Consider the following 24,779-nt stretch of genomic DNA (forward strand, 5'->3'; position numbering starts at 1 on the left):
CTTAACCAAAAAAAGCCGGCATACCGCCGGCTTTTTTATTACTCCCGAATCAGTAATGTCCGCTACCCTGCGGGCCCCAATAACGGGGCTCACGCTCCAATAGGACACCAAAGCGGTCGACCACAGCCTGTTGCACTCTTTGTTGCCAATCAGCAACCTGCTGATATTCAGCGTGATCTGGGTTTACCAGCACCAGGGCCTGCTTGGCGTAACACCCGACACCGGCAGCGTTGGCCTGCCCTTTCAAACCACACTGATCAATCATCCACCCGGCCGCCAGCTTCCAACGATCACCGCTTGGAAAAGCCACCAGTTCAGGCCATTGTGATTTCAGTGTATTAACGACTGACTGATCGACTTCTGGGTTTTTAAAGAAACTGCCGGCATTGGGAATGAACTGAGGGTCGGGCAACTTTGACTGGCGCTGGGCAATGACCGCTTCCATCACCTGCCGGGCATTCAGCTGATCTTGATCGGCAAGCGCCTGCAATGGGCCATAACTCAACTGCGGCCGGAAGTCCGACGACAATGCCAGAGTCACAGCGGTGACAATGTAGCGGTTTTCTTCGCGCTTAAAGCGGCTGTCACGATAACCCAGTTCACACTGTTCGGCATTGAAGCGCACCCACTGCCTGGCCTGACAGTCATAAGCTTCCAACTCATGCAGTAAATCACCGACTTCCACGCCGTAAGCGCCAATGTTTTGAATCGGAGCAGCACCCACTGAGCCGGGAATCAAAGCCAGGTTCTCAAGACCGTTCAAACCGGCATCAATGCTGGCCACCACGCACTGGTGCCAATTTTCACCAGCGGACAAACGCCACAAGGTTCGACCTTGGTCATCCTGACCCACCACTTCCCTGCCCTGGGTACGCATGGCGATCACCAGGCCATCAACGCGAGCATCCAGCAACAGATTACTGCCACCACCAAGTACACGTATTGGCAACTCACGTTGAATGGCCCAATCGACCCACGCTGGAATCTGCTCCGCCGTCTCAATCTCAGCCAGCGCATCGGCCTGAGACGGGATGCCCAGTGTATTCAGCGGCAGCAAATCGGCATCGAACTGTGGCGTCACAGCGCTGCCTCCAGGCGACGCAACAATGCCTGGCTGGCTTGTTCACACAAATCCAGTACCTGCTCGAAGCCTTCACTGCCGCCGTAATAAGGATCCGGCACCTCTCGGACAGCGCACTGATCAATCTGATCCAGAAACAATCCCAGCTTGGCTTGGCTGTCTTCAGGACGCATCGCTTGGAGGTCTGCCAAGTTTTGAGCATCCATTGCCAAGATCCAATCAAATCGATAGAAGTCGTCGACGTTAACCTGCCGGGCCCGGAATGCCTCCAAACGGTATCCGTGCTGACGCGCAGCCGCGGTCGCTCGGGTATCCGGTGATTTACCAAGGTGATAGGCGGCGGTGCCGGCAGAATCGACGGTGACCTGGCCGGCTAAAACAGAATCTGCCAAGGCTTGCTCGAACACCCCCTGAGCGGTTGGTGAACGACAAATATTCCCCAAGCAAACAAACAGCACGCTGGTATCGCTCATGAATCACCTTTCTGTGTAAAAACGGCGCGAACGGCATCCAGGTCGGCCTGGGTGTCCACACCGGCGGGTACATGGGTGACAGCTTGAGCTGCGACAATGCCATGGCCTTCCGTCATAAAGCGCAGCTGCTCAAGTTTTTCCAGCTGCTCAAGCGGACTTTCCGACCAGGTGACGAAGGCGTCCAGCGCCCGTTTCCGATAGGCATAGAGTCCGATGTGACGTTTATAAGGCGTTGCCTGCCCGGTGACCTGTTGATCCCGGTCCCAAGGAATCGGTGCTCGACTGAAATACAGCACTCGCCCGGCCCTGTCCTGCACCAGTTTTACGGCATTCGGATTGTTGGCTTCAGCTAGGGGTAAGGGTTCATAGAGGGTGGCGACAGCCGCTTCCGGCGCTGCCTCCAATAAAGCGACCACCTGGCGCAGGTTTTCACCCGGCATCAACGGCTCGTCCCCCTGAAGATTGACCACAATATCGTCAGGCTCTAAGCCCAATTGATCGGCCGCTTCCTGCAATCGGTCGGTGCCTGATGGATGATCAGCCCGAGTCATCACGGCATCATAGCCGGCATCAACAACCGCCTCACAGATGCGTTGATCATCCGTTGCCACCACACATCGTTCAAACCCCGCGCTTCGCGCTGCTTCTACCACGCGCACCACCATCGGCTTACCCGCGATGTCCATTAGCGGCTTCCCGGGTAACCGGCTGGAACCGAATCGGGCAGGAATCATGATCAGATGAGTCATTGCAAAGCCTTCCTTAACGCTTGTTCGATGGTGCTGAGTAATTCGTTGGGTAGTGAGGGTTGCAGGCGCACGACGTAACAATGTTCTGGTAACGGTTGCGGCAATTTGATGGCGTCTTTTTCCGTCATCACCAGCGGGCGCTCGGCATGAGCCAAAGCGTCCTCAGGCAAGGGTTGATGATCGCCGGGCGTCCAACGCCGCTTGATCGAATAGCCTTGATCAGCCAATTGCTGAAAGAATGCTTCCGGGTTACCGATCCCTGCACAGGCGTCAATCTCGCCGCCCGATACCAGCACCTGACCTTTGTCGTTGGTGGCAGGTTCGGGGTTTAGCGATAAGACGGCATCGACTGTGATGTCTGTTGGTTGCTGCTCTCGCGCCACGACCCAATCCACCAATGCCAGCCGGCTGATGGGTTCGCGCAAGGGTCCAGCGGGCAATAAGCGGCCGTTACCAAAGCCGCGCCGGCCATCAATCATCACCAGTTCAAAATGACGACCCAGACGATAATGCTGCAAGCCATCGTCACTGATAACGACGTCGGGTCGATGGTGTTCCATTAAAAAGCGGACCGCCTGATCTCGATCGGGGTCAACCACCACTGGGCAATCCAGACTGCGTGCCAGCATCAGCGGCTCATCGCCACAGACTGCGGCTGAGTCATTGGGCGTTACGGCCCACGGATAGTGAGGCGCCTTACCGCCATAGCCGCGTGAAACCACGCCGCACCCTAAACCTTGCGCCTGAAGATATCGAACCAACGCCTGAATGGCTGGAGATTTCCCGGTACCACCAACAGCGAGATTCCCCACCACCAACACCGGCGCCCCATAGTCACCCCGAAACCGCTGCTTTAACCGGTAGCCGACGATACTGGTCATCAACCAGGTCATCGGTGTGAGCAAACGCGCAGGCCAAGTGATCGTATTTTGGTACCAGAAACGCATCGTCAGAGTACTGCCATAGAAGGGTTCAAGGTGAATCCGGCAGGCGCGTGGTGTAGCTGACTTTGGTAAAACCCAACTGACCGACGGCATCCAAGGCATAAATCATCGCCTGATGCGGCGCTTGGGCATCGCCGGTGATCACCACGGTCTGGTCACGACGATTGCCTGCAAGTTCTGTCAACGCCTGTTTCAGCGTATCGCTGTCATGACGCAACAATGGCTGATCGTTAACCGCATAGCGTCCTTGACCGTCAACCATGATCTCCAGTGAAGGACTCTCAGTTGCCGCCTGATCACTGGTGCTTTCAGGCAGGTCAATTTCAAGCTGGGTTTCTCGAGTAAAGGTGGTGGAGACCATAAAAAAGATCAGCAACAGAAACACAACATCAATCAGAGGCGTCAAGTTGACCTGAACATCTTCACGTCGATGGCGTCGAAAACGCATCAGCAGCTCCTTAGCTGTTTGAGTTGGTTTCGGCGTGCAACGCTTCAACCAACTTGGTGCTGTCCTGCTCCATCGACACCAGCAGGTCGTCCACCCGGCGCGTCAGTGCACGGTGAAAAATGAGCGCGGGGATGGCAACGCTCAGACCAGTGGCCGTGGTGATCAGCGCTTGCGATATACCGCCCGCCAACACACCGGTATCGCCACTGCCTTGAACCATGATGGCGGTAAAGACATCAATCATACCGACCACCGTTCCCAGCAAGCCCAGCAACGGTGCAATCGCTGCAATGGTGCCCAGCGTGCTCAGAAATTTCTCCATCTCATGCGCCACATGGCTGCCCGCTTCCTGCAAACTGTCTTTCATTGCATCACGGCCATGTTTAGACGCAGTTAAACCAGCGGAGAGGACATATCCGAACAGCGAACTATTTTTCAACTCTTTCAGTTTAGTCGAGTCCAGCTCATGACTTTTGATCCAATGCCAGACTTGAGGCAGCTGATCCTTGGGAATCACCTTGCTATAACGCAGCGCCCAATAGCGTTCGATGATGATGGCGATGGCGATGATGGAACACAGCAGGATGGGCGCCATCAACCAGCCGCCCGCTTTGACGATTTCAAACACTGAGAGGTCTCCTTTCTTCAGGCGCGTAATTTAACACAGCCAAAGGCAAACGGAATCCAGCACTGGCAATGCACCTTAGTTGCGGATAAATCGACGACGAAACGCAGAGCGCCAGTCACGAATCTGCCAACGTCCCTGCTGCACCTGTAACGCCAAGGTTCCGCTCCAGGCTGTGTTAAACAGTGCGCGGTCATTGCGAGTGATATAGCTCAAGAGATCGGCATTAGGCCAACGCGGTCGAGAGCGATCCCCTGCGCTGACCAACAGCAGAGCTTCCGGACTGGCATCAAGGAAGGCCGGTGCGCTGGACGTGCGGCTGCCATGATGTCCCAACACCAGAACCGAGAACGGAAACAGCTCGGGGTGGGCTTGCAACAACCAGTATTCCAAGCGTCGGCTGGCGTCACCGGTGATCAGCACTCGACCGGCCGATGTTTCCACAACGGCCACACAGGAACGATCGTTATCGTTGTTGCGCAGCGCGATGGGTATGGCGATCAGCTGAAATGGCAGTTGAGTGGAATCGGCCTGATGACAATTCAGCCAACCACTGCGCTCGCTGAGCCTTGCAACCGCCTGGGGTTCACCACTGAAACGCTCAGCGCCCGGCCAATAGTCAGCCGCCCACTGAGCCCCACCCGCGTGATCGATGTCTGAATGACTGATCACCATGCCATTAAGCTGGATTCGATGGCGTTTGAACCATGCAGCAAGCCGTGCTTCAGCAATGGCGGTGCCATCACTCCATTGGCCGGCGGCATCATACAGCCAGGTTTGATCAGGCCATTGCAACACCAGCGCTGAGCCATGGCCGACATCCAGAGCCGTCAGACGAAATTCGTTGGAAGACGTCAAACGCCCCGGCCAAATCAAGGGTAACGCCAGCAGAGGCAAGACCAGCCAGCGCTGATCGCGATTTAGCCAATGGCTTAATGCCAGCCACAAGAGACTGCCCAAGAGAAGGATATCAGGCAACGGCCAAGCGGGTGCTTGCTGGTGCCAAGCTGCAACCCAGTCAAGCCCGTTAATCATGGCGCTCACTACCGGCTGATAACCCAAACGGGCCATTTCAGGCCAGAGCAATATCAACAGGCTCCAAGGCAGGATGAGCAAAGTAACGACTGGAATGACCAGCATATTGATCAGTAATGACAGTGGATGCCACTGAAAACCCAGCAATGCCGCCATGGGCAGGCTGAGCATGGACAACACGGCCTGAAAACGCAGCGCCAGTTGCCATCGCGCGATCGGCTCGCAGCGCCAGCGCTGGTAGAGTCGAATCATGATCCAGACCAAACCAAAGCTGAGCCAGGAACCGGTACTCAACCAGGCTTGCGGGCGAACGACAGTAATAGCGATAGCCGCCAGTGCCAAGGTTTGATGGCCACTGAGCCGAACCCCCAGCAACATTGCCAACAAAGGCACTAATAACATCAGCCAGGCGCGCAGCGCGGGAAATCCAAACCCCGTTAACGCCACAAATAAGCCACAAACGGTAACGACCATCAGTAATCGAAGCTGCGGCCAGCGACCGCGCCAAGGGCCGGGCAAGCGATGAATCAGGCGCGCCAGTAGCAGCGCCCAGGCGGCCACCATGGCAATGTGCATACCGCTGACAACCATCAGGTGTTTGATCTGATTCTGCTCAAACAGATCGGCCAGCTCAGTGTCCATTGACGTCGACCAGCCCAGTGCCAACGCGGCCCAAACCGCCCTGACCCACTCATCATCCAACTGCGATTCGGCGCGCTGGTAACGCCGTACCACCAGATTGGGACGAGACTCATGCCCAAGCACTTCAACAACGGTGCCCAATGCATCGATCCGTTCGCTGAAGTAATAGCGAGTGGCATTGAAGTTACCGGGAATACGTTGCCCCACAGGCTGACGCAGCCGTACTTCGGCGTTCACGCAATCGCCCGCCTCAATCACCACCGACGATGGCGCACTCAAACGAATCCGACGTAACGACAACGCTTCTGGCTGGGCAATCACGCGAGCGGTAAAGCGCTGGTAACGGTCAAAAACCTGAGCTGGCTGTGACAGGCAAAACTGCAGTTCAGCGGTATCGTGCTGCCAGTGCCGCGGCAGAACATGGCTGGCTTCTGTTTCCAAACGAAGCAGCAACGATGCGGCCATCAATAGCCACAGAGCGGCCAACCACCAGCGCCGATTGGCAACTAAAGGTAGAAGCAGCATGGGCAAAGCGGCAATCGCCAAGCCCCACTGAAACCAGAGATAAGGAAGGGTCAGGCACAGCACAGCCAGGCCGATCAATCCGTTTATCATGTGATGCTTCCTTGAACAGCGTTAGCTGCGTAAAAGCATCACAGGTAGCACGGAGTCTGGGTGTGGCGCAAAGTGCGTTAGGTGAGAATGTGACCGCGCTTCAGGGTCAGGCAACGCGGCATCTGGCGCGCCCATTCTTGATTGTGTGTCACGACCACAAAACTGGCTTCCGACTGACGGTTCAGTTCAAGAATCAATTCGTGAACCTGTTCGGACGTCGAGTCATCCAGGTTGCCCGTCGGCTCGTCCATCAACACCACCCGTGGGTTGTTGATCAGTGCCCGGGCAATGGCCACACGCTGGCGCTCACCACCCGAGAGCTCTGCGGGTCTGTGATTGGCGCGATCGGCCAGCCCCACCCGGTCTAATAACTCTGCCGCGCGCTGTTCGGATTCACGCTTGTACTGCCCGCCAATAATCTGCGGCAATACAACGTTTTCCAGCGCGGTAAATTCAGGCAGCAGATGATGGAACTGAAACACAAAGCCCATGTGTTCATTGCGCAGTTTGGCACGAGCACGATCGTTCAAGCCACTCAGCGCATGACCGGCCATGGAAACTTCACCGTCGGAGGGTGAATCGAGGCCCGCCAATAAATTCAGCAAGGTGGTCTTACCTGAACCACTGCTGCCGACGATGCTCACCAGTTCGGCGGGTTGCACCTGGAAGTCGATTTCGTGGAGCACTTCCACCGTTTGCGGACCCAGTTGAAAACGCCGCGAAACCTGACGACAACTCAATACTTCAGGATTCATAGCGCAACGCCTCCGCCGGTGAAATTCGTGATGCCCGCCAAGCTGGGTAAATCGTTGCCAAAACGCTGATGATAAAGGACGCCGAGGCGATCAAACGAACATCACTCCACTTCAGCTCAGACGGGATGTAGCTGATGAAATAGACCTCCGCATTAAGAAACTGGATATGGAAGGTGTTCTCAATCCAGGCAATGATGTCAGCCACTGACCAGGCACCCAGCACGCCCAATATCACACCGAGCGCAATGCCGATGAGACCAATCGCCGTGCCCTGCACCATAAATATCCCCATGATCTGTCCAGAGCGGGCACCCAAGGTTCGCAGAATGGCAATTTCACCTTGTTTATCGGTAACCATCATCACCAGCGACGAGACGATGTTAAACACCGCCACAGCGACAATCATAAAGAGCAGCAAACCAACCATGCGTTTTTCTAACTGAATGGCCTGGAATAAATTGCCCTGGGTACGGGTCCAGTCGCTGACCAGATAGCGCCCTTCCAACGTGCGGCCGGCATCGATGGCAATCTGCCTTGCCTGAAACAGATCATCGACTTTCAGATGCACTCCGTCGACACGATCGTCGTAACGCAACAAGCGGCCCAGATCGTTCATCTGCACCACCGCCAGGTTGGCATCCAGCTCGGCACCGACAGCGAAGGTACCGACCACTTCAAAGCGTTTAAAGCGGGGTGTAACGCCCGCCAGATTGACGGTCACTTCGGGCACCATCATGGTGACACGATCACCGAGATTCACGCCCAACTGGCGCGCCAGAATATCGCCGAGAAAAATCCCGAAACGCCCTTCCTGCAGCGCTTCGAGTGAGCCAGAGGTTAAATGATTGGGCAGGATGGACACCTGCCTTAACGTCGCCGGCTCAACCCCGCTGACAGCCACTCCCTTAGCCTGGTTCGGGCCAACCAACATGGCCTGCGTTTCGGTATAAGGGCTGACCCCTTCAACGTCCGGGTGCTGCGATAATCGACTGGCGACCGCCGGCCAGTCCGATAATCCATTCGGTTGCGACACCGTCGCGTGAGGGACCATGCCCAAAATACGGGTGCGCAACTCTCGGTCGAATCCGTTCATCACCGAGAGCACAATGATCAACACCATCACACCCAGTGTCAGACCCACCATGGAGACACCGGATATGAAAGAAATAAAGTGATTGCGTCGGCGTGCGCGCAAATAACGCAGCCCGACCAGGAAGGGGATATTATTCAGCATGGCCGGCATTAAACCATTGGCCTGTGGGCCTGCCAAGGTGAATTTGGCTACACTGTTCGAACCAATAATGGCTTTGCGTTTTCATGACAGGGTGACCTCAATGGCCGATGACCAACAGTACTTCCGTATCGACGACACTGCCTATCTGGTGGCGACGCCCTATGATCCCGACAAACCCGCCATTGCCGATTACTTTCCACAACTGCACCAAATTGCCGTGCTCAAAGAATTTGAAAACGTCGACATGCAATTATTAGAGTTTCTCGATCGGGTTAAAGACGCCGCGACGCGCAAGCTGCTTGGCTTGTTTAACGACAAACTCAACCTGATGTCGCGGTACCTTCATATTCACGATATTCATGAACACCAGTTGGATGCACAATCGATTAACATCGGCGAAGCCGGCGTTCGAGGTGTTCTGCCTGATCACGTCCAGACCGGTCAGGAGTTGGCGCTGGCCATTATTTTTCCACCGAGCTATCTCTCCCTGTTTTGCCGTGCTCGGGTCAGCCAAGCGCAGACAACCACTGACGGTGGTACAGACGTTGAACTGAGCTTCGTTGAGTTACCCGAAAGCCAGCGACAAGCATTGACCCGTCATATGTTTAAAGTGCAGGCGCAAAATCGCGATTCCAGTTAAACACTCGCCCGTTACTGGCTTTTCGCTATACTGTGCGGCCCTTTTTACAGCGAAGCCGTGTTAATGCGTGATCTGCTGCACCTGCCCGCGGAATGGTTTGCTCAGGATGCCATTCTGATCACCTGGCCCCACTCGTCATCCGACTGGGCTGATAATCTCGCTGAGGTGGAAAGCGTCTATCTCGATTTGGTCGGCGCCATCAGTCATACCCAGGATGTGCTGATTCAACTCGACACCCGCGTTGATCCGGAACGACTCAAAGCCCTGTTTGAAAAAGAAGGCATCAACCAAGCGCAATGCCAGTTTGTGTTTGTTGATAGCAATGACAGCTGGGCGCGCGATCACGGCCCGATGACGTTGGTCCATGGAGAGTCGGGACGCTATATCCGTAACTTTCTCTTTAACGGCTGGGGTGGCAAATTTCCAGCCGACAAAGACAACGCCCTGAACCGCGCCATGTACGACCAGGGTGTTTTTCGCAGCGATATCGGCATGGAAGACATCCAGTCGGAGTTGGAAGGCGGCAGTATTGAGGTCGACGGTGAAGGCAGCTTATTGACCACCAAACGCTGCTTATTGAATGCCAATCGTCAGGCGGATAACGGCGATCAGTCCGAATATGAGGCCCGCTTGGCAGATTGGCTGGGTTTGGACCCGGAGCGGATATTCTGGCTCGAACACGGTGAGCTTGCTGGCGACGACACCGATGCTCACATCGATACATTGGCGCGTTTCGCACCGAACGGCACGCTCGTCTATCAAGGTTGCGAAAGGGCCGAAGATGAGCACTACACTGACCTGCAAGCCATGGCCGAAGAACTGCGCCAGTTACGCACACCGGCTGGTGAGCCTTACCGACTAATCGCCCTGCCCTGGCCTGATGCGCAATACAATGCCGACGGTGAACGTCTGGCCGCCAGCTACGCCAACTTTCTGATCACCAACCAGCTGGTGCTCATGCCAACGTACGGCGTGGCGCAGGACGGTCTGGCGATGGAGCGATTAAGTGACGCCTTTCCCGAGCGGCGTGTGGTCGGTATCGATTGCCGTGCGTTGATCGAGCAAGGTGGCAGCTTGCACTGCATCACCATGCAGATTCCCATCAATACTCTCAATCGCACCAGCATCGAGGTCGACTGATCAGTCGACCTGCCAGTTATAATCCGGCAGTGACTGACGCACCAACGCACCGTATCGTTTATCGATCAGGCGGCGGTCCATAAACCAAATCGTACCGCTGTCGTTCTCATTGCGAATCAAACGACCACAGGCTTGGACTAAGCGAATGATGGCAGTCGGTAAACTAACCTGTTGAAACGGGTTGGAACCACGCTGTTCCAGCCACAGTGACAGCGTTGACAAAATGGGATCGTCTGGCGTGGCAAAGGGCAACTTGGCAATCATCAGATGGGTCAGATAGTTACCGGGCAAATCGACCCCTTCAGCCAAACTCGCCAGACCAAACAACGTCGAACCCAGGCCGTCTTCCAAGCGCTGGCGGTGATGCTGAATCAAGGCATTTTTGGGTAAATCATCCTGCAACGTCACCCGCTCCTGCCACGCTTCCGGCAAGCCGCGATAGACCTCTTGCATCTGCTTGCGCGACGCAAACAGCACCAGATTACCCGTCTCTGTCGGCAGATAAGCAGGAATGGCATCGATCATTGCCTGAGTATGTGGTTCGCGTAATCCACCGTCACAGGCCAATGCCGGCACCCGTGCAAGCACCCGAGCGCCATAATCAAAAGGACTCCCCAACCGCAAATAATCGGTGCTGTCGGGCAAACCCGCCTGGATGGCATAGCGCTGAAAATCGCCGGCAATGGTCAGAGTGGCGGAGGTGACGACGCTGGCAAAACAGCGATTCCAGATATGCTGACGCAGGATCGATTGCGCCGACACTGGGCTGGCATTCAACACCAGGTCGTCATACTCAGGGCGGTCAATATTCTCGAACCAGCGCGCCATCGGTGGGGCTTCTGCGGCATCCTGTTGGCGCCAAGCCAGGACCAGATCACGCGCCGGCTCGGCCCGGCTTAGCCAGCGACCGACCACTGGCAGGCTCTGCTCAAGTCGGCTTTTCTCATCCAGATCATTGGTTGCCGACAGACGTTTTCGAACCTGCTCATCCAGTTGCAGCAAGCTCGACTGCAACAGCGTAAAAGGCTGCTCAAGCGGTGCCAGTATTGACTGAGTCTGTGCCAGCCAATCAGCATCCTGAACGGCCAGGGTTGCCTGATGACCATCCAGACGACCACGGATCGGGCTCATCGCGCCCCAAGCGTCGGTCAGCGCCGAATGAGCGTCACCCAAGGCCGTATTCAGTGCATCGAGCAAACGCTCTTCGGTATCGCCGTAAGCAAGCTCCAGGCGCAACTTGGGTAGCTGCTTACGCCAGCTTTCAAACTGATTCAGGGTATTCTTAACCGGCAGCTGACTGGCGAAATGCGACAAACCTTTATCGGGCAGATGGTGACCTTCATCGAATACATAGATGCTCTCCGCCGGGGCCGGCAAAATGGCGCCGCCCCCCAGAGCCAGGTCCGCCATCACCAGATCGTGATTGGCGATGATGACATCCGCTTCATCCAGTTCTTTACGGGCTTCGAAAAACGGACAGTTCTGAAAGTGCGGGCAACGCCGGTTCAAACACTCACGATGCGTTGAGGTTACGCCACGCCACTGCTCATCATCCAGGCGGTCCGGCCATTGATCGCGATCACCGCTCCAGTCACCACGACCAAACTTATCCAGCATCTCGTTGTAAAGGCTGAGCACGGCTTCATCCGCGGTCATGGCTTCTTCAAACAGCGCCAGTGCGGTGACGGCACCTTCCTGTAACTGGATTGATTGTTCCAGTCGCTGCAGGCAGAGGTACCGGCCACGTCCTTTGGCTAAAACAGCATTGAAGCTCAAGCCACTGTGTTCGAGCAGGTCGGGAATGTCTTTTTGCACCACCTGTTCCTGCAGCGCGACGGTGGCTGTAGCGATGATCAGCTTCTTATTGTGGTACTGCGCCATGGGAATGGCACTGAGCGCGTAACCAATGGTCTTACCGGTACCCGTACCCGCCTCGATTACAGCGATAGGCGCACGACCCTGACGAAGCCCATCGGCGGAGGTTTCAACCGACGCCAAGGTGCGAGCAATCTGGGCCAGCATCTGCTTCTGGCCACCGCGAGGCTTCAGTTCACGCGCCGTCAAATATTGGCTGTAAGCCGTTTGAATGGATGTTTTGAGTTCGTCAGATAGCATCGGCTGGTTTAGCTTCTCGGGGGAGACGGCTACAATCGCTCCCCTAATTTGAAGGGAAGGCCATCATGCAACAACGTCAGGTTTCAATACAGAACATCCAGGTCGGCAACGACCTGCCCTTTACTCTTTTCGGTGGCATGAACGTCCTGGAAAGTCGGGATCTCGCCATGACCGTGGCAGAGCGCTTTGTTGAAGCCACCGGCCAATTGGGCATTCCTTATGTCTTCAAGGCCAGCTTTGATAAGGCCAACCGCAGCTCCATTAGCAGCTATCGCGGCCCGGGTCTGGATGAAGGGCTGAAGATTCTGGAGGAGATCAAGCAGACGTTCAAGGTGCCGGTGATCACGGATGTTCACGAACCCTTCCAAGCGGCTCCGGCCGCTGAGGTTGCGGATGTGATTCAACTGCCCGCGTTCTTGTCCCGGCAAACGGATTTGGTAGCGGCCATGGCCAAAACAGGGGCGGTTATCAACATCAAAAAAGCCCAGTTTCTGGCGCCTCATGAAATGGCCCACATTCTGAACAAATTTCAGGAAGCCGGTAACGACCAACTGATTCTGTGTGAACGCGGCACCAGCTTTGGCTATAACAACTTGGTTGTCGATATGCTCGGCTTCGGCATCATGAAACAAACCGGCTTCCCGGTTATTTTCGATGTGACCCACGCGCTGCAGAAACCCGGTGGTCGTTTGGATTCAGCCGATGGTCGCCGTGCTCAAGTGACTGATTTAGCCCGGGCAGGCATGGCTCAGCGCATGGCTGGGTTATTTCTGGAAACGCATCCGGACCCTGACAACGCTAAGTGTGATGGTCCCAGCGCTCTGCCGCTGAACAAACTGAAGCCGTTCCTGGAACAGATGAAGGCCGTAGACGAGGTGGTTAAAAGCTTCCCGGAACTGGTCACTGATTAACGCTTGCGTTCAAAGCCAGGTGTGGCAGCCAGAGAATATGCGTCGTCGTACTGATTCTGAGCATTCAGGATCAGGTCGGCGACTTCTCTGGCAACGCCTTCCCCACCCCGACTGCTGAGTACCCAATCGGCCTGATCACGCACCACCGGATACGCATCCAACGGCGCGATCCCAAGACCGCATTCGGCCATCACCTTTAAATCCACCATGTCATCACCGATGAACACGGTCTGATTCATCGCAATGGCTAACTCCTGAGACAGTTCACGCACACATTGCAGTTTATCGCGGCACCCAGGAAAGTAGTGCTGTATCCCTAAATCACGCATTCGACGGGCGAGCATTGGACTGTCTTTGGCCGATACCACAGCCACAGCAATACCGTGATCCGCTAACAACTTCATACCCACGCCATCACGAACGTGAAACACCTTCAACGCCTCGCCGTCAGCACCATAATAGAGCTTTCCGTCGGTAAGCACGCCATCAACATCGAAGGCAACCAGACGAATACTGGCCAACGTTTGTTTAATGTCTGGTGTCATGAATCGGCACCGAACAAGTCGTAACTGGGGCCTTGCTCTACGGCGTCCGTTTCCAGCCAATACACTGGCTTGCTGAAGGTTTGTTCAATCTGCCGTGCCAATGTTGCCGTCAATTTCTTTCGACCATTGCAGAGGGCTACAGCCTGAGCAGGCTCAATACCCAGACAATAGGCAAAGGCCTCCTCATCCAGAGCATTCTCAGTCAGCAATTGGTGTAGCCGATCGGTTAATTGGGCCATATCTGTGCCTTCCTGTTTCACTGCCCGGAGTTTATCAGAACCCATAAAAAAAGCCGCTGACGCGGCTTTTTTGGGTGGCATCACTCAGGTCAAGGCTGAGTGCTAGCGATACCACGCAACTCGACATCCGCGTTGACACGCAGGCCGTTGAAAAAGCTTTGGTAATCAAGCTGACCGTTTTGGTTGGCCAGCTCGCTTTCCAGTTGAACCTGTTCTTCTTCGTCAACTTGAAGGTTTTCAACGTCCAGTACCGCTACAACATCGATGCGATCGCGGCTTTCACGAAGATCCGCACTCAGTTCGCCTTCAGCGGGTTTGGGCAGCGTAAAACTGAACGCAGCAACACCACTGGGCAGGTCGGCATTGTCACGGCTGATCAATTGCGGATCGCTCCAGTCGTCACCCAAAGCTCGTTCCGCACGAACATTGGCCAACTCGGCTTCAGCAGCCTCTTGTGCTCTTTCTTGAGCCTTCTCGTTGATCAGAATGGACTCAATTTGATCAGCAACAGCGGCTAATGGCTGAACCTGCTCCGCTTCGTAATCGTCACGCTGCATCACAGCCAAGTCGCCATTCCCCAGTCGTACGACATCGCTGATTCGACCGTCATCAATGACCAATGCGGAAAAAGCGGTAGACCGGAAATTAGATTCCGCCGCTATCCCCTCACGAGAGTCACGGTTAATCCAATCACTGGTTTGAACATCCACATCGAATATATTGGCGACTGCGGCAATATCATCGGCTTGGAAGGCTTGGTCCGCCAATTGATTCTCAACCAGCACAAATTCATCGGCTGCTTTGCGTGCACGGACCTGTTGAGTCAGTTCATCACGAACTTGCGCCAACGGCTCAACCTCAGCCGCACTGTAATCCGCCAATTGGATCAAATGGACCCCGAAATCGGTTTCTACCGGCGCCGATACTTGCCCCACTTCGGTCAGGTTTTGTGCTGCCTGATAAAAGGCATCTTCATACACACCTTCTGCCAGTTCGCCCAAATACCCGCCGTCTTGTGCACTGATCGGATCGTCGGACAGTTCAGCAGCCAGTGCTTCAAACGATTCACCCTGTTCTAAGCGTGCCAAAGCCGCTTCAGCCTCTGCCTGGTTGTCATCCGATGACGCAAACAGAATGTGGCCGATTTCGCGTTGGGTGTCATTCTGTTGTGCGGCGACATAACTGTCGTAAGCGTCTTGTACATCATCATCGGTCACCACGACGTCATCTTCAAACGAAGTTTGACTCAACCGAACGTATCGGACTTTCACGCGTTCTGGGCTGAGAAAATCTTCGCTGTTGGCGTCGTAATAGGACTGAACATCACCGTCGCTGACATTGACTTCATCGATGAAATCTTCGGCGCGGAAACTCTTTACAGCAACCCTGCGCCGTTGGTTTTGCAACTGCGCCAAGCGGCTAGCTTCGCTGTCGAGCGAGAACGCGGACGCCATCAGACCGAACTGCATCTGAGCCAGACGCAGTTGAGTGCTTTGCTGTTCACGGAAGGTATTCGGGGTGAAGCCATTTTGACGGATCAGATTGATATAGGTCGTCTCATCAAACTGACCATTCACCTGAAACGTAGGCATGGACACAATGTCCTTGCTGACTTGCTCGTTGGAGATTTGGAAACCGAGGTCGTTAGCGGCCTGCCGCTGCAGTTCCTGATTGATAATATCGTTAATCACCGACTGACGAACAAAGCCAGAATTTATTATTTCAGGCGTCGCATTTTCACCCAACTGTTGCCTCAACTGCAGTTGACGCTGTTGAAGTTGGCGCTGCACCTGTTCAGTACTGATACCTTGTCCATTAACTTCAACCGGGTCGGAATTATTGGTAATACCAATGATGGATTCGGCGCCAAAAAACACAAAAGCAACCACGATGACAGCGACGATGGCTTTGCCAACGGGTCCCCGGGCTGCGTTTCTAAAAGACTGGAGCATTGAGCGTCCTACCCCTTATTCAGGAGATTGTGCAGATAAAAAAAAAGCGCATCAGGCCTGATACGCTGTTGGTGATGCTGAACCGGGACCGATAATTGGTCCCGGAACACGTAAATCAGTTGACGGCGTCTTTCAGTGCCTTACCGGCTTTGAAATTCGGAACTTTGGCCGCTTTGATTTCAATCGGCTGACCCGTTTGCGGGTTACGGCCGGTGCGTGCCGCACGCTCTTTAACACCAAAAGTACCAAAACCTACCAGAACAACCTGGTCACCCTTTTTCAGAGTGTCGGTAACGGAGTCAATCATGGCATCCAGTGCCCGACCAGCTGCCGCTTTAGGAATGTCAGCTGCTGCTGCTACAGCATCAATCAATTCAGACTTATTCACACTTTTCCCCTTTTAACTTCGTTGTGAGATGCGGATCTCACGTCCTTGGTAAATGGCCAGAGTAGAACAGACGACCGGCCTCGGTTACGAGGTTTCCGCACCTGTTTTGTTTTTTATTCAGCCTGTGCTTCGAGACGAGTCGAAAACACTTTATACCAGCCTCATTTTTCGACTGTCAAGCAGTTCTAATGGGTGCTGAGACTAGATGTGGCCTGGCTCTCAGAGCGAGCTTTAGCCATTTCAGCTTCGACTTCTTCATCGGTCAAGGCTGTCGGACTGCGCTCCAGAGCCACATCCAATACTTCATCGATCCATTCAACCGGCCGAATGTCGAGATCGTTCTTAATATTGTCGGGAATTTCCTTTAAATCACGCACATTTTCCTGGGGGATGACAACGGTCTTAATCCCACCACGACGCGCAGCTAACAGTTTCTCTTTCAAGCCACCAATCGGCAACACCTGGCCTCTGAGCGTGATTTCACCGGTCATAGCCACATCGGCGCGCACAGGAATTCGGGTTAATACCGACACCAAAGCCGTCGCCATACCGATACCCGCCGACGGACCGTCTTTAGGCGTCGCACCTTCAGGAACGTGGATATGTAGATCCCGGTTCTCACTGAAGGTAGGCATGATACCCAAACTCTGGGCGCGAGACCTTACCACAGTTAACGCGGCTTGGATGGATTCTTTCATCACATCGCCCAACGAGCCGGTTTGAACGGTACGTCCCTTGCCTGGTACAGCGGTTGCTTCCAAGTTTAGCAGCTCACCACCGACGGAGGTCCACGCCAAACCGGTAACCATACCGATCTGATTGTCTTTATCCGCCAGACCAAATTTGAACTTCCGAACGCCCGAGTAATCTTCTAACTCTTCCGGGCTAATGGTGGTCGATTCGACGGCTTTATCCAGTACGTTATTCTTAACCACCTTGCGACAGATTTTAGCAATCTCTCGCTCGAGGCTGCGCACCCCGGCTTCACGGGAGTAATAACGGATCAAATCGCGAATCGTTTCGGTTGGCAATACCAACTCGTTGTCTTTAAGACCATTGGCTTTTAATTGCTTAGGCAGCAAATAACGTTCGGCAATATTGATCTTTTCGTCTTCGGTGTAACCGGGCAACCGAATCACTTCCATACGGTCGAGCAATGGACCGGGAATATTCATCGAGTTGGCGGTACAAACGAACATTGTATCCGAGAGGTCATAATCGACTTCCAGGTAATGATCGTTAAAGGTGTGGTTTTGCTCTGGGTCGAGAATTTCCAACAATGCAGATGCCGGATCACCCCGGTGATCCATGCCCATCTTGTCAATCTCATCCAACAAGAACAGCGGATTGCGTACAGCAACCTTACTCAACTTCTGAATGATTTTACCCGGCATCGAGCCAATGTAAGTACGGCGATGCCCTCGCATTTCAGACTCATCACGCACACCACCCAAAGCCATGCGTACAAACTTACGATTGGTTGCGCGAGCAATGGATTGTCCCAGTGATGTTTTACCAACACCCGGAGGTCCGACCAAGCACAACACCGGACCTTTCACTTTCTTAACCCGTTGTTGAACGGCCAAATACTCAAGAATGCGCTCTTTCACTTCTTCCAGACCGTAATGATCTTCTTCCAATACTTCTTTCGCGCGATTCAAATCGTGGCGAACCCGCGAACGTTTGGACCAAGGAACATTAACCATCCAGTCCAAATAGTTGCGGACCACTGACGCTTCAGCAGACATCGGCGACATCATTTTCAGCTTACCGAGCTCGGCCTTAGCTTTCTCTTTGGCGTCTTTAGGCATACCCGCATTCTCGATGCGGTTTTCCAGCTCTTCGACTTCGTTCGGATTGGCTTCGTCGAGATCACCCAGTTCTTTCTGAATGGCTTTCATTTGTTCATTCAGATAGTACTCGCGCTGGGATTTCTCCATTTGCTTCTTAACACGGCCGCGAATGCGCTTCTCGACCTGGAGCAAATCAATTTCCGTCTCCAGAACAGAGAGCAAATGTTCAATTCGTTCGCGATCTCCAGCCAACTCCAGCACTTGCTGTTTCTCGTCGATTTTAAGCGAGAGATGAGCGGCAATGGTGTCCGCTAAACGGCCAGGCTCTTCAATACTGTTCAACGAGGTAATGACTTCCGACGGCACCTTTTTACTGAGCTGAACATACTTGTCGAACTGTGACATTAAGATGCGAATGAGCGATTCGCTTTCACGGTCGCTCAGCACAGCGCCATCCATCATGGAGGCGTGGCCGCGTAAGTAATCCTCACCATCGATCAATTCGTCGATAGAAACCCGATCAACACCTTCCACCAAAACCTTCACAGTGCCATCGGGCAAGCGTAACAATTGCAGCACTGTCGCCAGCGTCCCTACTTCATAGAGATCACTTTTGTTTGGATCGTCATCGGAAGCATTTCGTTGGGCAACCAGCAGGATTTTCTTGCCGTCATCCATGGCCGCTTGCAACGCAGCTATGGATTTTTCCCGTCCAACAAAAAGCGGGATCACCATATGGGGATAGACAACCACATCCCGCAGCGGCAGCAGCGGCAGTACGATGGGGTCGCCGTTTGGGGAGTCGGAACGCTCCATACTCATCAAACCTCGGAAACCGTTGAATTATTGGCTGTGTTAATGGCGGCGCGGGCTGACTAAATCAAGCACCGGAAAAGAAAAACGGGCCGCCGGGCCCGCTATTGCCGAAGGATCAATCAGACTGACCGCTGGCTGTCTTTTGATTGTCCTGATTTTCGTAGATCAACAAAGGCTCAGACTCGCCTCGAATCACACTCTCTTCGATAACCACTTTGGTGACGCCGGTTTCTGACGGAATCCGGTACATGGTATCCAGCAGAACGTTTTCCAAAATCGAGCGCAAACCGCGAGCACCTGTTTTCCGTTCCATCGCCTTATTGGCCACCGCCTTAAGAGCGCTCATGCGGAAATCGAGCTCGACGGACTCCATGTCGAACAATTTTTGATACTGACGCACCAACGAGTTCTTCGGTTCAGTCAGAATCTGGATCAGCGCATCTTCATCCAGTTCGGTCAGCGTGGCCACGACAGGCAGTCGGCCAATGAACTCTGGAATCAGGCCATACTTAACCAGGTCTTCCGGTTCGACTTCGGCAATGGTATCGCCAAGTTTGCGATCTTTGTCTTTGCTTTTAACGGCGGCATTAAAACCAATACCGCCTTTCTCCGATCGGTCACGGATGATCTTGTCCAGACCCGCAAATGCGCCACCACATATAAACAGGATATTACCGGTATCTACCTGTAGAAACTCTTGCTGAGGATGCTTACGCCCCCCCTGCGGCGGCACGGATGCAACCGTACCTTCGATCAGTTTCAACAGCGCCTGCTGAACACCTTCACCTGACACGTCACGTGTGATGGATGGGTTGTCCGACTTGCGAGAAATTTTGTCAATTTCATCGATGTAAACAATGCCGCGCTGAGCCTTGTCGACATCGTAATCGCATTTCTGCAGCAGCTTTTGAATGATGTTTTCAACGTCTTCACCCACGTAACCCGCTTCGGTCAACGTGGTCGCATCGGCGATGGTAAACGGCACATTCAGCATACGAGCCAGCGTTTCCGCCAACAGGGTTTTACCGCTACCGGTCGGCCCGATCAGCAAAATGTTGGATTTGCTCAGTTCAACATCATCGTTGACGTCGCCATACTGCAGTCGTTTGTAGTGGTTATAGACGGCCACTGACAGGACCATCTTGGCGCGCGACTGCCCGATCACGTATTCATCCAGCGTCTCGCGAATTTCCGCCGGTGTTGGCAAACGACTGCTTTCATCCTTAGGTCCGCTGTCTTGCAGCTCCTCACGGATGATGTCATTACACAAATCGACGCATTCATCGCAAATGAATACCGATGGCCCGGCAATCAGCTTGCGGACTTCATGCTGGCTCTTCCCGCAAAAGGAACAATACAGCAGCTTTCCGTCTTCGCCTTTTCCGGTTCTATCGTCGGCCATTCAACTACTCCATACCTGATACCCATGTGGCTCGTTTAAAGATGAAACCACATTGGGTCAATTGCAAGTTTTTTGTCGGCAGATTTACGCCTAAGGCAACCTGACGTAACTCATTGATTTTCAGGTTATTTCCAACCCGAACACCGTTCTCAGTCGGTGCTGCGTGAGCTCAATACCTGATCGATCAGGCCATACTCAACGGCATCATCGGCCTTCATAAAGTTGTCTCGGTCGGTATCACGCTCAATCACATCCAGAGGTTGGCCGGTGTGATGCGCCAGAATTTCATTCAGCTTCTGCTTCATCTCGATGATTTCGCGAGCGTGAATTTCAATATCTGATGCCTGCCCCTGGTAACCCCCCAAAGGCTGGTGAATCATGACCCGTGAATTAGGCAACGCCAAACGCTTACCTTTAGCACCACCGGCCAACAACAACGCACCCATACTCGCAGCCTGGCCGATACACATGGTCGAGACATCCGGCTTGATAAACTGCATGGTGTCATAGATCGCCATACCAGCGGTTACTGAGCCACCGGGCGAGTTAATGTACAGATTGATGTCCTTATCCGGATTCTCACTCTCCAGGAACAGCAACTGAGCAATGATCAGGTTCGCCATATGGTCTTCGACCGGACCAACCAAAAAGATGACATTTTCTTTCAGCAGACGGGAATAGATGTCATACGCCCGCTCTCCGCGCGAGGACTGTTCCACGACCATAGGGACGAGACCGCTGGCATTCATGATATCGGGCGCAGACCCATCCGCAGCAAAATGTGACATTCAAGCGACTCCTAAATAACAAAAAAGTTGGCACCTCTGGGAAGCGCCAACTTTCATTGCGGTCTAATTCGAGCGGTTCAACCCCGACCTCTTCGGTCAGCCTTGCTCCGCGCCATTTGACTTGACGGCATCCTCGTATCCGATGGTGGATTCATTCACCTTGGATTTACTGAGGATATAGTCGATTGCAGCGTTTTCAACAACCATAGCGCGGACTTGGTTCATCAACTCAGCATTGCTGTAATAGTAGTCGATAACCTGCTGAGGATCCTGATAAACAGCCGCCTGATCTTCAACATAAGCACGTACTTCTGCTTCTTCAGGCTTCAGCTCAGCGCTTTCAATCAACTCATTCATCAATAGGCCGATTTTGACGCGACGCTCCGCTTGGTCCTGGAACAGTTCTTTCGGCAGGCTGGACGGATCCATTTGCGCGCCACCACCGAACTGCTGCACGGCTTGCTGCTGCAAACGACCAATTTCGTCGTCAACCAGGGCCGCTGGAACGTCAATGTCGTTGTCTTCGAGCAGCTTGTCGATAACGGTTGTTTTCAGCTTGGACTGCAAGGCATTGCGCGCTTCGCGTTCCATATTGGCACGAACTTCGGTTTTGAAACCTTCAACATCGGTATGCTGGCTACCAAAACCCTGGAAGAACGCTTCATCCATCTCAGGCAGCTCAGGCTCTGCGACCTCTTTCACGGTAATATCGAACACCGCCGGCTTACCGGCTAGTTCCGAGTTGCCGTACTCTTCCGGGAAAGTCACTTCAACAGCCTTGGTATCACCGATCTTGATACCCTCGATGCCGTCTTCAAAGCCAGGAATCATCTGACCTGAGCCCAGCACCAGCATCTGATCTGTGGCGCTGCCACCATCGAAAACTTCGCCATCCACTTTACCGACGAAATCGATTTTGACCTGATCGCCTTTCTGAGCAGCACGCTCAACCGGCTTATATTCCGCTTTTTGCTGACGCAAGTTATCGATCATCTTATCGATATCCGCGTCGGTCACTTCTGCCGTCGGCTTATCGAAGCTATAGCCACTGATTTCAGCCAGCTTCACTTCGGGAAACACTTCGAAGGTTGCCACGAACTCAACATCTTCACCGGCCTGATCGCGGGTGAATTCGATGCTCGGCATACCCGCCGGCGTCAGTTTTTCTTCAGTAATGGCCTTGGCGTAGTTCTGCTGCACGACGTCTTGCAAAACTTCGGCACGAATGCCGTCGCCAAAACGCTGCTTAACCACAGAGACCGGCACCTTGCCTGGGCGGAAACCGTCGATGCGAACGCGACGCGCGGTTTCCTTGAGCTTCTGATCCACGGCACCATCGACTTCGCTGGCCGGTACGCCAACGGTCAGACGGCGTTCCAGGCCGCCAGTCGCTTCGACAGAGACTTGCATGAGGTTTCCTCTTGCTTTTAATGCTAATAATTTAGGGGGCCGTTAATGTAGGGACAGACCGGACTCGAATCAAGCCCGGTAGCGTGGAGCACCCCGGTTGACGCACCCCGAACACATACAAAAAGAGCCGACAAGCGGCTCTTTTAAGAAGAAGGTGGGGTGGACGATGGGACTCGAACCCACGACGACTGGAATCACAATCCAGGGCTCTACCAACTGAGCTACGCCCACCACAATACGCTGTTACGAGACTGGCACGCCCGGCAGGACTTGAACCCGCAACCACTCGCTTAGAAGGCGAGTGCTCTATCCGGTTGAGCTACGGGCGCCTAATAAACTGACCCGAGCCCGGATCCGTTTGCCTCGCTCACCAGGACGATACCGTTAAAATTGGTCGGAGCAGAGGGATTCGAACCCCCGACCCTCTGGTCCCAAACCAGATGCGCTACCAAACTGCGCTATGCTCCGAACAAGACGTCCCGTCAACGTGCGGCGCATAGTACCCATGCCCACCGGGGTCGTCAAATCTTTTCTATGAAAAATTCAGCAAAAACAAGACGATAGCGCTTCCCTACCCTTAAGTTCGCTTGCCGGGCCATCAGCACCATGAGAAAATTCGCCAAACCCTCTTTGGAGCCCTGAATGCCAGCTCAGCTACTGGACGGCAAGGCCATTGCCGCCAATCTTCGCGCTCGCATTGCCGCAGAAGTGTCGGAACTCACGGAACAAGGTATCAGACCCCCCGGTCTGGCGGTTATTTTAGTGGGGGCCGATCCTGCTTCTCAGGTTTATGTCGGCAGTAAGCGCCGCGCCTGTGACGAAGTCGGCTTTAAGTCCGTCAGTCATGACCTGCCCAGCTCCACGCGCGAAAGTGAACTGATCGCTCTGATCGATGATCTGAATGAAGATGCCTCTATCGATGGCATTCTGGTGCAGCTGCCGCTACCGGAACATATCAATGCCGATACCATTGTTGAGCGCATTCGCCCGGATAAAGATGTCGATGGCTTCCATCCATTTAATGCCGGCCGACTGATGCAGCGTCGCCCCATGCTGGAAAGCTGCACACCCAAAGGCATTATGACGTTGCTTCGTGAAACCGGTGTACCCTTGCGCGGCAAAGAAGCCGTGGTGATCGGTGCGTCTAACCATGTCGGGCGACCGATGATGCTGGAGCTGTTACTGGCTGGCTGTACGGTCACCTCCGCTCACCGCTTCACTGAAAACCTGGAAAGCCACGTACGCCGCGCCGATATCCTGGTTGCAGCCGTTGGCAAGCCCGGCTTTATTCCGGGTGAATGGGTTCGTGAAGGCGCCATTGCTATTGATGTTGGCATCAGCCGGCTGGAAAACGGCAAGCTGTCTGGCGATCTGCAATTCGCCGCCGCATCCGAGCGCGCCGCCTGGATCACGCCCGTACCCGGTGGCGTCGGCCCGATGACCGTAGCCACGTTGATGGAAAACACCCTGATCGCCGCGAAACGGTTGCATTTGAACCTGACGCACTGATCGATCTTATGACACTGAAAAAAGGTAATCCCGTGAAAGTATTGCTGACCACCACTCTGGGCGACATCACCCTGGAGCTGGACACAGAGAAAGCTCCGAAAACGAGCGAGAACTTTATTAGTTATGTGAAAGAAGGCCATTACGATGGCGTGATCTTCCATCGCGTCATCAACAACTTCATGGTCCAGGGTGGCGGTTTTGAACCAGGCATGAAACAGCGCCCGACCGGCGCACCGATCAAGAATGAAGCCAACAACGGCCTGAAAAACGAAATCGGCACCGTCGCTATGGCTCGCACCATGGATCCGCATTCCGCCAGCGCCCAGTTCTTTATTAACGTTGCTGACAACAGCTTCTTGAACCACAGCGCTGAAACGCCTGAAGGCTGGGGTTACGCGGTGTTTGGCAAAGTCGTCGACGGCATGGACGTGGTCAATCGCATTAAAGGTGTTCCGACCACGGTGGCCGCAGGACACAGTGATGTACCGGCTGACGATATCGTGATCGAAACAGCCAAACTGCTGGACTGA

23 protein-coding genes and 3 tRNA genes are annotated in these 24,779 nt (G+C 54.1%); 5 read left to right on the forward strand and 21 right to left on the reverse strand.

The window, feature by feature from the left end; genetic code table 11:
- Positions 1-49: 49 nt before the first annotated feature.
- From murB to BGP77_RS13935, 9 genes are all read right to left on the reverse strand, one after another.
- Entirely contained in the window at positions 50-1,081 is a 1,032-nt protein-coding gene (gene murB, locus BGP77_RS13895) for a UDP-N-acetylmuramate dehydrogenase (protein ID WP_158269382.1), read from the reverse strand.
- On the reverse strand, positions 1,078-1,554 hold the full coding sequence (locus tag BGP77_RS13900; protein WP_108165318.1) for a low molecular weight protein-tyrosine-phosphatase: 477 nt from the start codon (positions 1,552-1,554) through the stop codon (positions 1,078-1,080). Before BGP77_RS13900 ends, murB begins: the two co-directional genes overlap by 4 nt.
- Positions 1,551-2,303 (reverse strand): 3-deoxy-manno-octulosonate cytidylyltransferase, encoded by a 753-nt coding sequence (gene kdsB / locus BGP77_RS13905; protein ID WP_108165319.1) that lies wholly within the window; start codon positions 2,301-2,303, stop codon positions 1,551-1,553. The genes BGP77_RS13900 and kdsB overlap by 4 nt, the downstream gene beginning before the upstream one ends.
- Positions 2,300-3,184, reverse strand: coding sequence for a tetraacyldisaccharide 4'-kinase (gene lpxK / locus BGP77_RS13910; protein ID WP_233252362.1), 885 nt, complete (start codon positions 3,182-3,184; stop codon positions 2,300-2,302). The genes kdsB and lpxK overlap by 4 nt, the downstream gene beginning before the upstream one ends.
- 91 nt (positions 3,185-3,275) lie before the next feature.
- A complete protein-coding gene (locus BGP77_RS13915) occupies positions 3,276-3,695 on the reverse strand; it encodes a biopolymer transporter ExbD (protein WP_108165321.1) in 420 nt (139 codons plus the stop codon).
- A 10-nt stretch (positions 3,696-3,705) separates the two neighbouring features.
- Positions 3,706-4,323: a MotA/TolQ/ExbB proton channel family protein gene (locus BGP77_RS13920; RefSeq protein WP_199224281.1), complete on the reverse strand. Its 618-nt coding sequence runs from the start codon at positions 4,321-4,323 to the stop codon at positions 3,706-3,708.
- A 75-nt stretch (positions 4,324-4,398) separates the two neighbouring features.
- Positions 4,399-6,612: a DNA internalization-related competence protein ComEC/Rec2 gene (locus BGP77_RS13925; protein ID WP_108165322.1), complete on the reverse strand. Its 2,214-nt coding sequence runs from the start codon at positions 6,610-6,612 to the stop codon at positions 4,399-4,401.
- Positions 6,613-6,689: 77 nt separating this feature from the next.
- A complete protein-coding gene (gene lolD / locus BGP77_RS13930) occupies positions 6,690-7,367 on the reverse strand; it encodes a lipoprotein-releasing ABC transporter ATP-binding protein LolD (RefSeq protein WP_108165323.1) in 678 nt (225 codons plus the stop codon).
- Positions 7,357-8,601 (reverse strand): lipoprotein-releasing ABC transporter permease subunit, encoded by a 1,245-nt coding sequence (locus BGP77_RS13935; RefSeq protein ID WP_108165324.1) that lies wholly within the window; start codon positions 8,599-8,601, stop codon positions 7,357-7,359. Before BGP77_RS13935 ends, lolD begins: the two co-directional genes overlap by 11 nt.
- Positions 8,602-8,701: 100 nt before the next feature.
- On the opposite strand from BGP77_RS13935, the gene BGP77_RS13940 reads away from it, so the two are divergent.
- Both BGP77_RS13940 and BGP77_RS13945 read left to right on the forward strand, forming a co-directional pair.
- Entirely contained in the window at positions 8,702-9,241 is a 540-nt protein-coding gene (locus BGP77_RS13940; protein ID WP_158269384.1) for a PilZ domain-containing protein, read from the forward strand.
- A 63-nt stretch (positions 9,242-9,304) separates the two neighbouring features.
- The gene (locus BGP77_RS13945; RefSeq protein ID WP_108165326.1) at positions 9,305-10,381 is read left to right on the forward strand and encodes an agmatine/peptidylarginine deiminase; all 1,077 of its coding nucleotides are present in this window, start codon (positions 9,305-9,307) and stop codon (positions 10,379-10,381) included.
- Here the strand turns inward: BGP77_RS13945 and dinG are convergent, their stop codons facing one another.
- Entirely contained in the window at positions 10,382-12,496 is a 2,115-nt protein-coding gene (gene dinG, locus BGP77_RS13950) for an ATP-dependent DNA helicase DinG (RefSeq protein ID WP_108165327.1), read from the reverse strand. It lies immediately after the preceding gene.
- 65 nt (positions 12,497-12,561) lie between these two features.
- Between dinG and kdsA the strand changes: the two genes are divergently transcribed.
- Positions 12,562-13,407, forward strand: coding sequence for a 3-deoxy-8-phosphooctulonate synthase (kdsA, locus tag BGP77_RS13955; RefSeq protein ID WP_108165328.1), 846 nt, complete (start codon positions 12,562-12,564; stop codon positions 13,405-13,407).
- Here the strand turns inward: kdsA and BGP77_RS13960 are convergent.
- From BGP77_RS13960 to BGP77_RS14010, 11 genes are all read right to left on the reverse strand, one after another.
- Complete coding sequence (locus tag BGP77_RS13960; protein ID WP_108165329.1) at positions 13,404-13,952, reverse strand: HAD family hydrolase; 549 nt, start codon at positions 13,950-13,952, stop codon at positions 13,404-13,406. The two genes, kdsA and BGP77_RS13960, sit on opposite strands and share 4 nt — an antisense overlap.
- Positions 13,949-14,191: a hypothetical protein gene (locus BGP77_RS13965; protein ID WP_146171259.1), complete on the reverse strand. Its 243-nt coding sequence runs from the start codon at positions 14,189-14,191 to the stop codon at positions 13,949-13,951. The genes BGP77_RS13960 and BGP77_RS13965 overlap by 4 nt, the downstream gene beginning before the upstream one ends.
- Positions 14,192-14,280: 89 nt before the next feature.
- Positions 14,281-16,143 (reverse strand): SurA N-terminal domain-containing protein, encoded by a 1,863-nt coding sequence (locus BGP77_RS13970; protein ID WP_108165331.1) that lies wholly within the window; start codon positions 16,141-16,143, stop codon positions 14,281-14,283.
- Between the two features lie 115 nt (positions 16,144-16,258).
- A complete protein-coding gene (locus tag BGP77_RS13975; RefSeq protein WP_108127673.1) occupies positions 16,259-16,531 on the reverse strand; it encodes an HU family DNA-binding protein in 273 nt (90 codons plus the stop codon).
- Between the two features lie 185 nt (positions 16,532-16,716).
- Complete coding sequence (gene lon, locus BGP77_RS13980) at positions 16,717-19,140, reverse strand: endopeptidase La (RefSeq protein ID WP_108165332.1); 2,424 nt, start codon at positions 19,138-19,140, stop codon at positions 16,717-16,719.
- Positions 19,141-19,255: 115 nt separating this feature from the next.
- Positions 19,256-20,542: an ATP-dependent Clp protease ATP-binding subunit ClpX gene (clpX, locus tag BGP77_RS13985; RefSeq protein WP_108165333.1), complete on the reverse strand. Its 1,287-nt coding sequence runs from the start codon at positions 20,540-20,542 to the stop codon at positions 19,256-19,258.
- A gap of 149 nt (positions 20,543-20,691) precedes the next feature.
- Complete coding sequence (gene clpP, locus BGP77_RS13990; RefSeq protein WP_108165334.1) at positions 20,692-21,330, reverse strand: ATP-dependent Clp endopeptidase proteolytic subunit ClpP; 639 nt, start codon at positions 21,328-21,330, stop codon at positions 20,692-20,694.
- Positions 21,331-21,426: 96 nt separating this feature from the next.
- Positions 21,427-22,740 (reverse strand): trigger factor, encoded by a 1,314-nt coding sequence (gene tig / locus BGP77_RS13995; RefSeq protein ID WP_108165335.1) that lies wholly within the window; start codon positions 22,738-22,740, stop codon positions 21,427-21,429.
- Positions 22,741-22,895: 155 nt separating this feature from the next.
- Positions 22,896-22,971: transfer RNA gene (locus BGP77_RS14000), tRNA-His, on the reverse strand.
- Positions 22,972-22,992: 21 nt separating this feature from the next.
- Positions 22,993-23,069, reverse strand: a tRNA-Arg gene (locus tag BGP77_RS14005).
- 62 nt (positions 23,070-23,131) lie between these two features.
- A tRNA-Pro gene (locus tag BGP77_RS14010) sits at positions 23,132-23,208 on the reverse strand.
- A 174-nt stretch (positions 23,209-23,382) separates the two neighbouring features.
- Between BGP77_RS14010 and folD the strand changes: the two genes are divergently transcribed.
- Both folD and BGP77_RS14020 read left to right on the forward strand, forming a co-directional pair.
- Positions 23,383-24,249, forward strand: coding sequence for a bifunctional methylenetetrahydrofolate dehydrogenase/methenyltetrahydrofolate cyclohydrolase FolD (gene folD, locus BGP77_RS14015; protein ID WP_108165336.1), 867 nt, complete (start codon positions 23,383-23,385; stop codon positions 24,247-24,249).
- An 8-nt stretch (positions 24,250-24,257) separates the two neighbouring features.
- On the forward strand, positions 24,258-24,779 hold the full coding sequence (locus BGP77_RS14020; RefSeq protein ID WP_108165337.1) for a peptidylprolyl isomerase: 522 nt from the start codon (positions 24,258-24,260) through the stop codon (positions 24,777-24,779).

The organism is Saccharospirillum sp. MSK14-1 (assembly GCF_003054965.1).
GTDB lineage: Bacteria > Pseudomonadota > Gammaproteobacteria > Pseudomonadales > Natronospirillaceae > Saccharospirillum.

Bases quoted from the DNA above. Each gene is read 5' to 3' on its own strand.
- BGP77_RS13900 (WP_108165318.1), bottom strand. From the start codon at position 1,554: ATGAGCGATACCAGCGTGCTGTTTGTTTGCTTGGGGAATATTTGTCGT.
- kdsB (WP_108165319.1), bottom strand. From the start codon at position 2,303: ATGACTCATCTGATCATGATTCCTGCCCGATTCGGTTCCAGCCGGTTA.
- lpxK (WP_233252362.1), bottom strand. From the start codon at position 3,184: ATGACCAGTATCGTCGGCTACCGGTTAAAGCAGCGGTTTCGGGGTGAC.
- BGP77_RS13915 (WP_108165321.1), bottom strand. From the start codon at position 3,695: ATGCGTTTTCGACGCCATCGACGTGAAGATGTTCAGGTCAACTTGACG.
- BGP77_RS13925 (WP_108165322.1), bottom strand. From the start codon at position 6,612: ATGATAAACGGATTGATCGGCCTGGCTGTGCTGTGCCTGACCCTTCCT.
- lolD (WP_108165323.1), bottom strand. From the start codon at position 7,367: ATGAATCCTGAAGTATTGAGTTGTCGTCAGGTTTCGCGGCGTTTTCAA.
- BGP77_RS13935 (WP_108165324.1), bottom strand. From the start codon at position 8,601: ATGCTGAATAATATCCCCTTCCTGGTCGGGCTGCGTTATTTGCGCGCA.
- BGP77_RS13940 (WP_158269384.1), top strand. From the start codon at position 8,702: ATGGCCGATGACCAACAGTACTTCCGTATCGACGACACTGCCTATCTG.
- BGP77_RS13945 (WP_108165326.1), top strand. From the start codon at position 9,305: ATGCGTGATCTGCTGCACCTGCCCGCGGAATGGTTTGCTCAGGATGCC.
- dinG (WP_108165327.1), bottom strand. From the start codon at position 12,496: ATGCTATCTGACGAACTCAAAACATCCATTCAAACGGCTTACAGCCAA.
- kdsA (WP_108165328.1), top strand. From the start codon at position 12,562: ATGCAACAACGTCAGGTTTCAATACAGAACATCCAGGTCGGCAACGAC.
- BGP77_RS13960 (WP_108165329.1), bottom strand. From the start codon at position 13,952: ATGACACCAGACATTAAACAAACGTTGGCCAGTATTCGTCTGGTTGCC.
- BGP77_RS13965 (WP_146171259.1), bottom strand. From the start codon at position 14,191: ATGGCCCAATTAACCGATCGGCTACACCAATTGCTGACTGAGAATGCT.
- BGP77_RS13970 (WP_108165331.1), bottom strand. From the start codon at position 16,143: ATGCTCCAGTCTTTTAGAAACGCAGCCCGGGGACCCGTTGGCAAAGCC.
- lon (WP_108165332.1), bottom strand. From the start codon at position 19,140: ATGGAGCGTTCCGACTCCCCAAACGGCGACCCCATCGTACTGCCGCTG.
- clpX (WP_108165333.1), bottom strand. From the start codon at position 20,542: ATGGCCGACGATAGAACCGGAAAAGGCGAAGACGGAAAGCTGCTGTAT.
- clpP (WP_108165334.1), bottom strand. From the start codon at position 21,330: ATGTCACATTTTGCTGCGGATGGGTCTGCGCCCGATATCATGAATGCC.
- tig (WP_108165335.1), bottom strand. From the start codon at position 22,740: ATGCAAGTCTCTGTCGAAGCGACTGGCGGCCTGGAACGCCGTCTGACC.
- folD (WP_108165336.1), top strand. From the start codon at position 23,383: ATGCCAGCTCAGCTACTGGACGGCAAGGCCATTGCCGCCAATCTTCGC.
- BGP77_RS14020 (WP_108165337.1), top strand. From the start codon at position 24,258: ATGACACTGAAAAAAGGTAATCCCGTGAAAGTATTGCTGACCACCACT.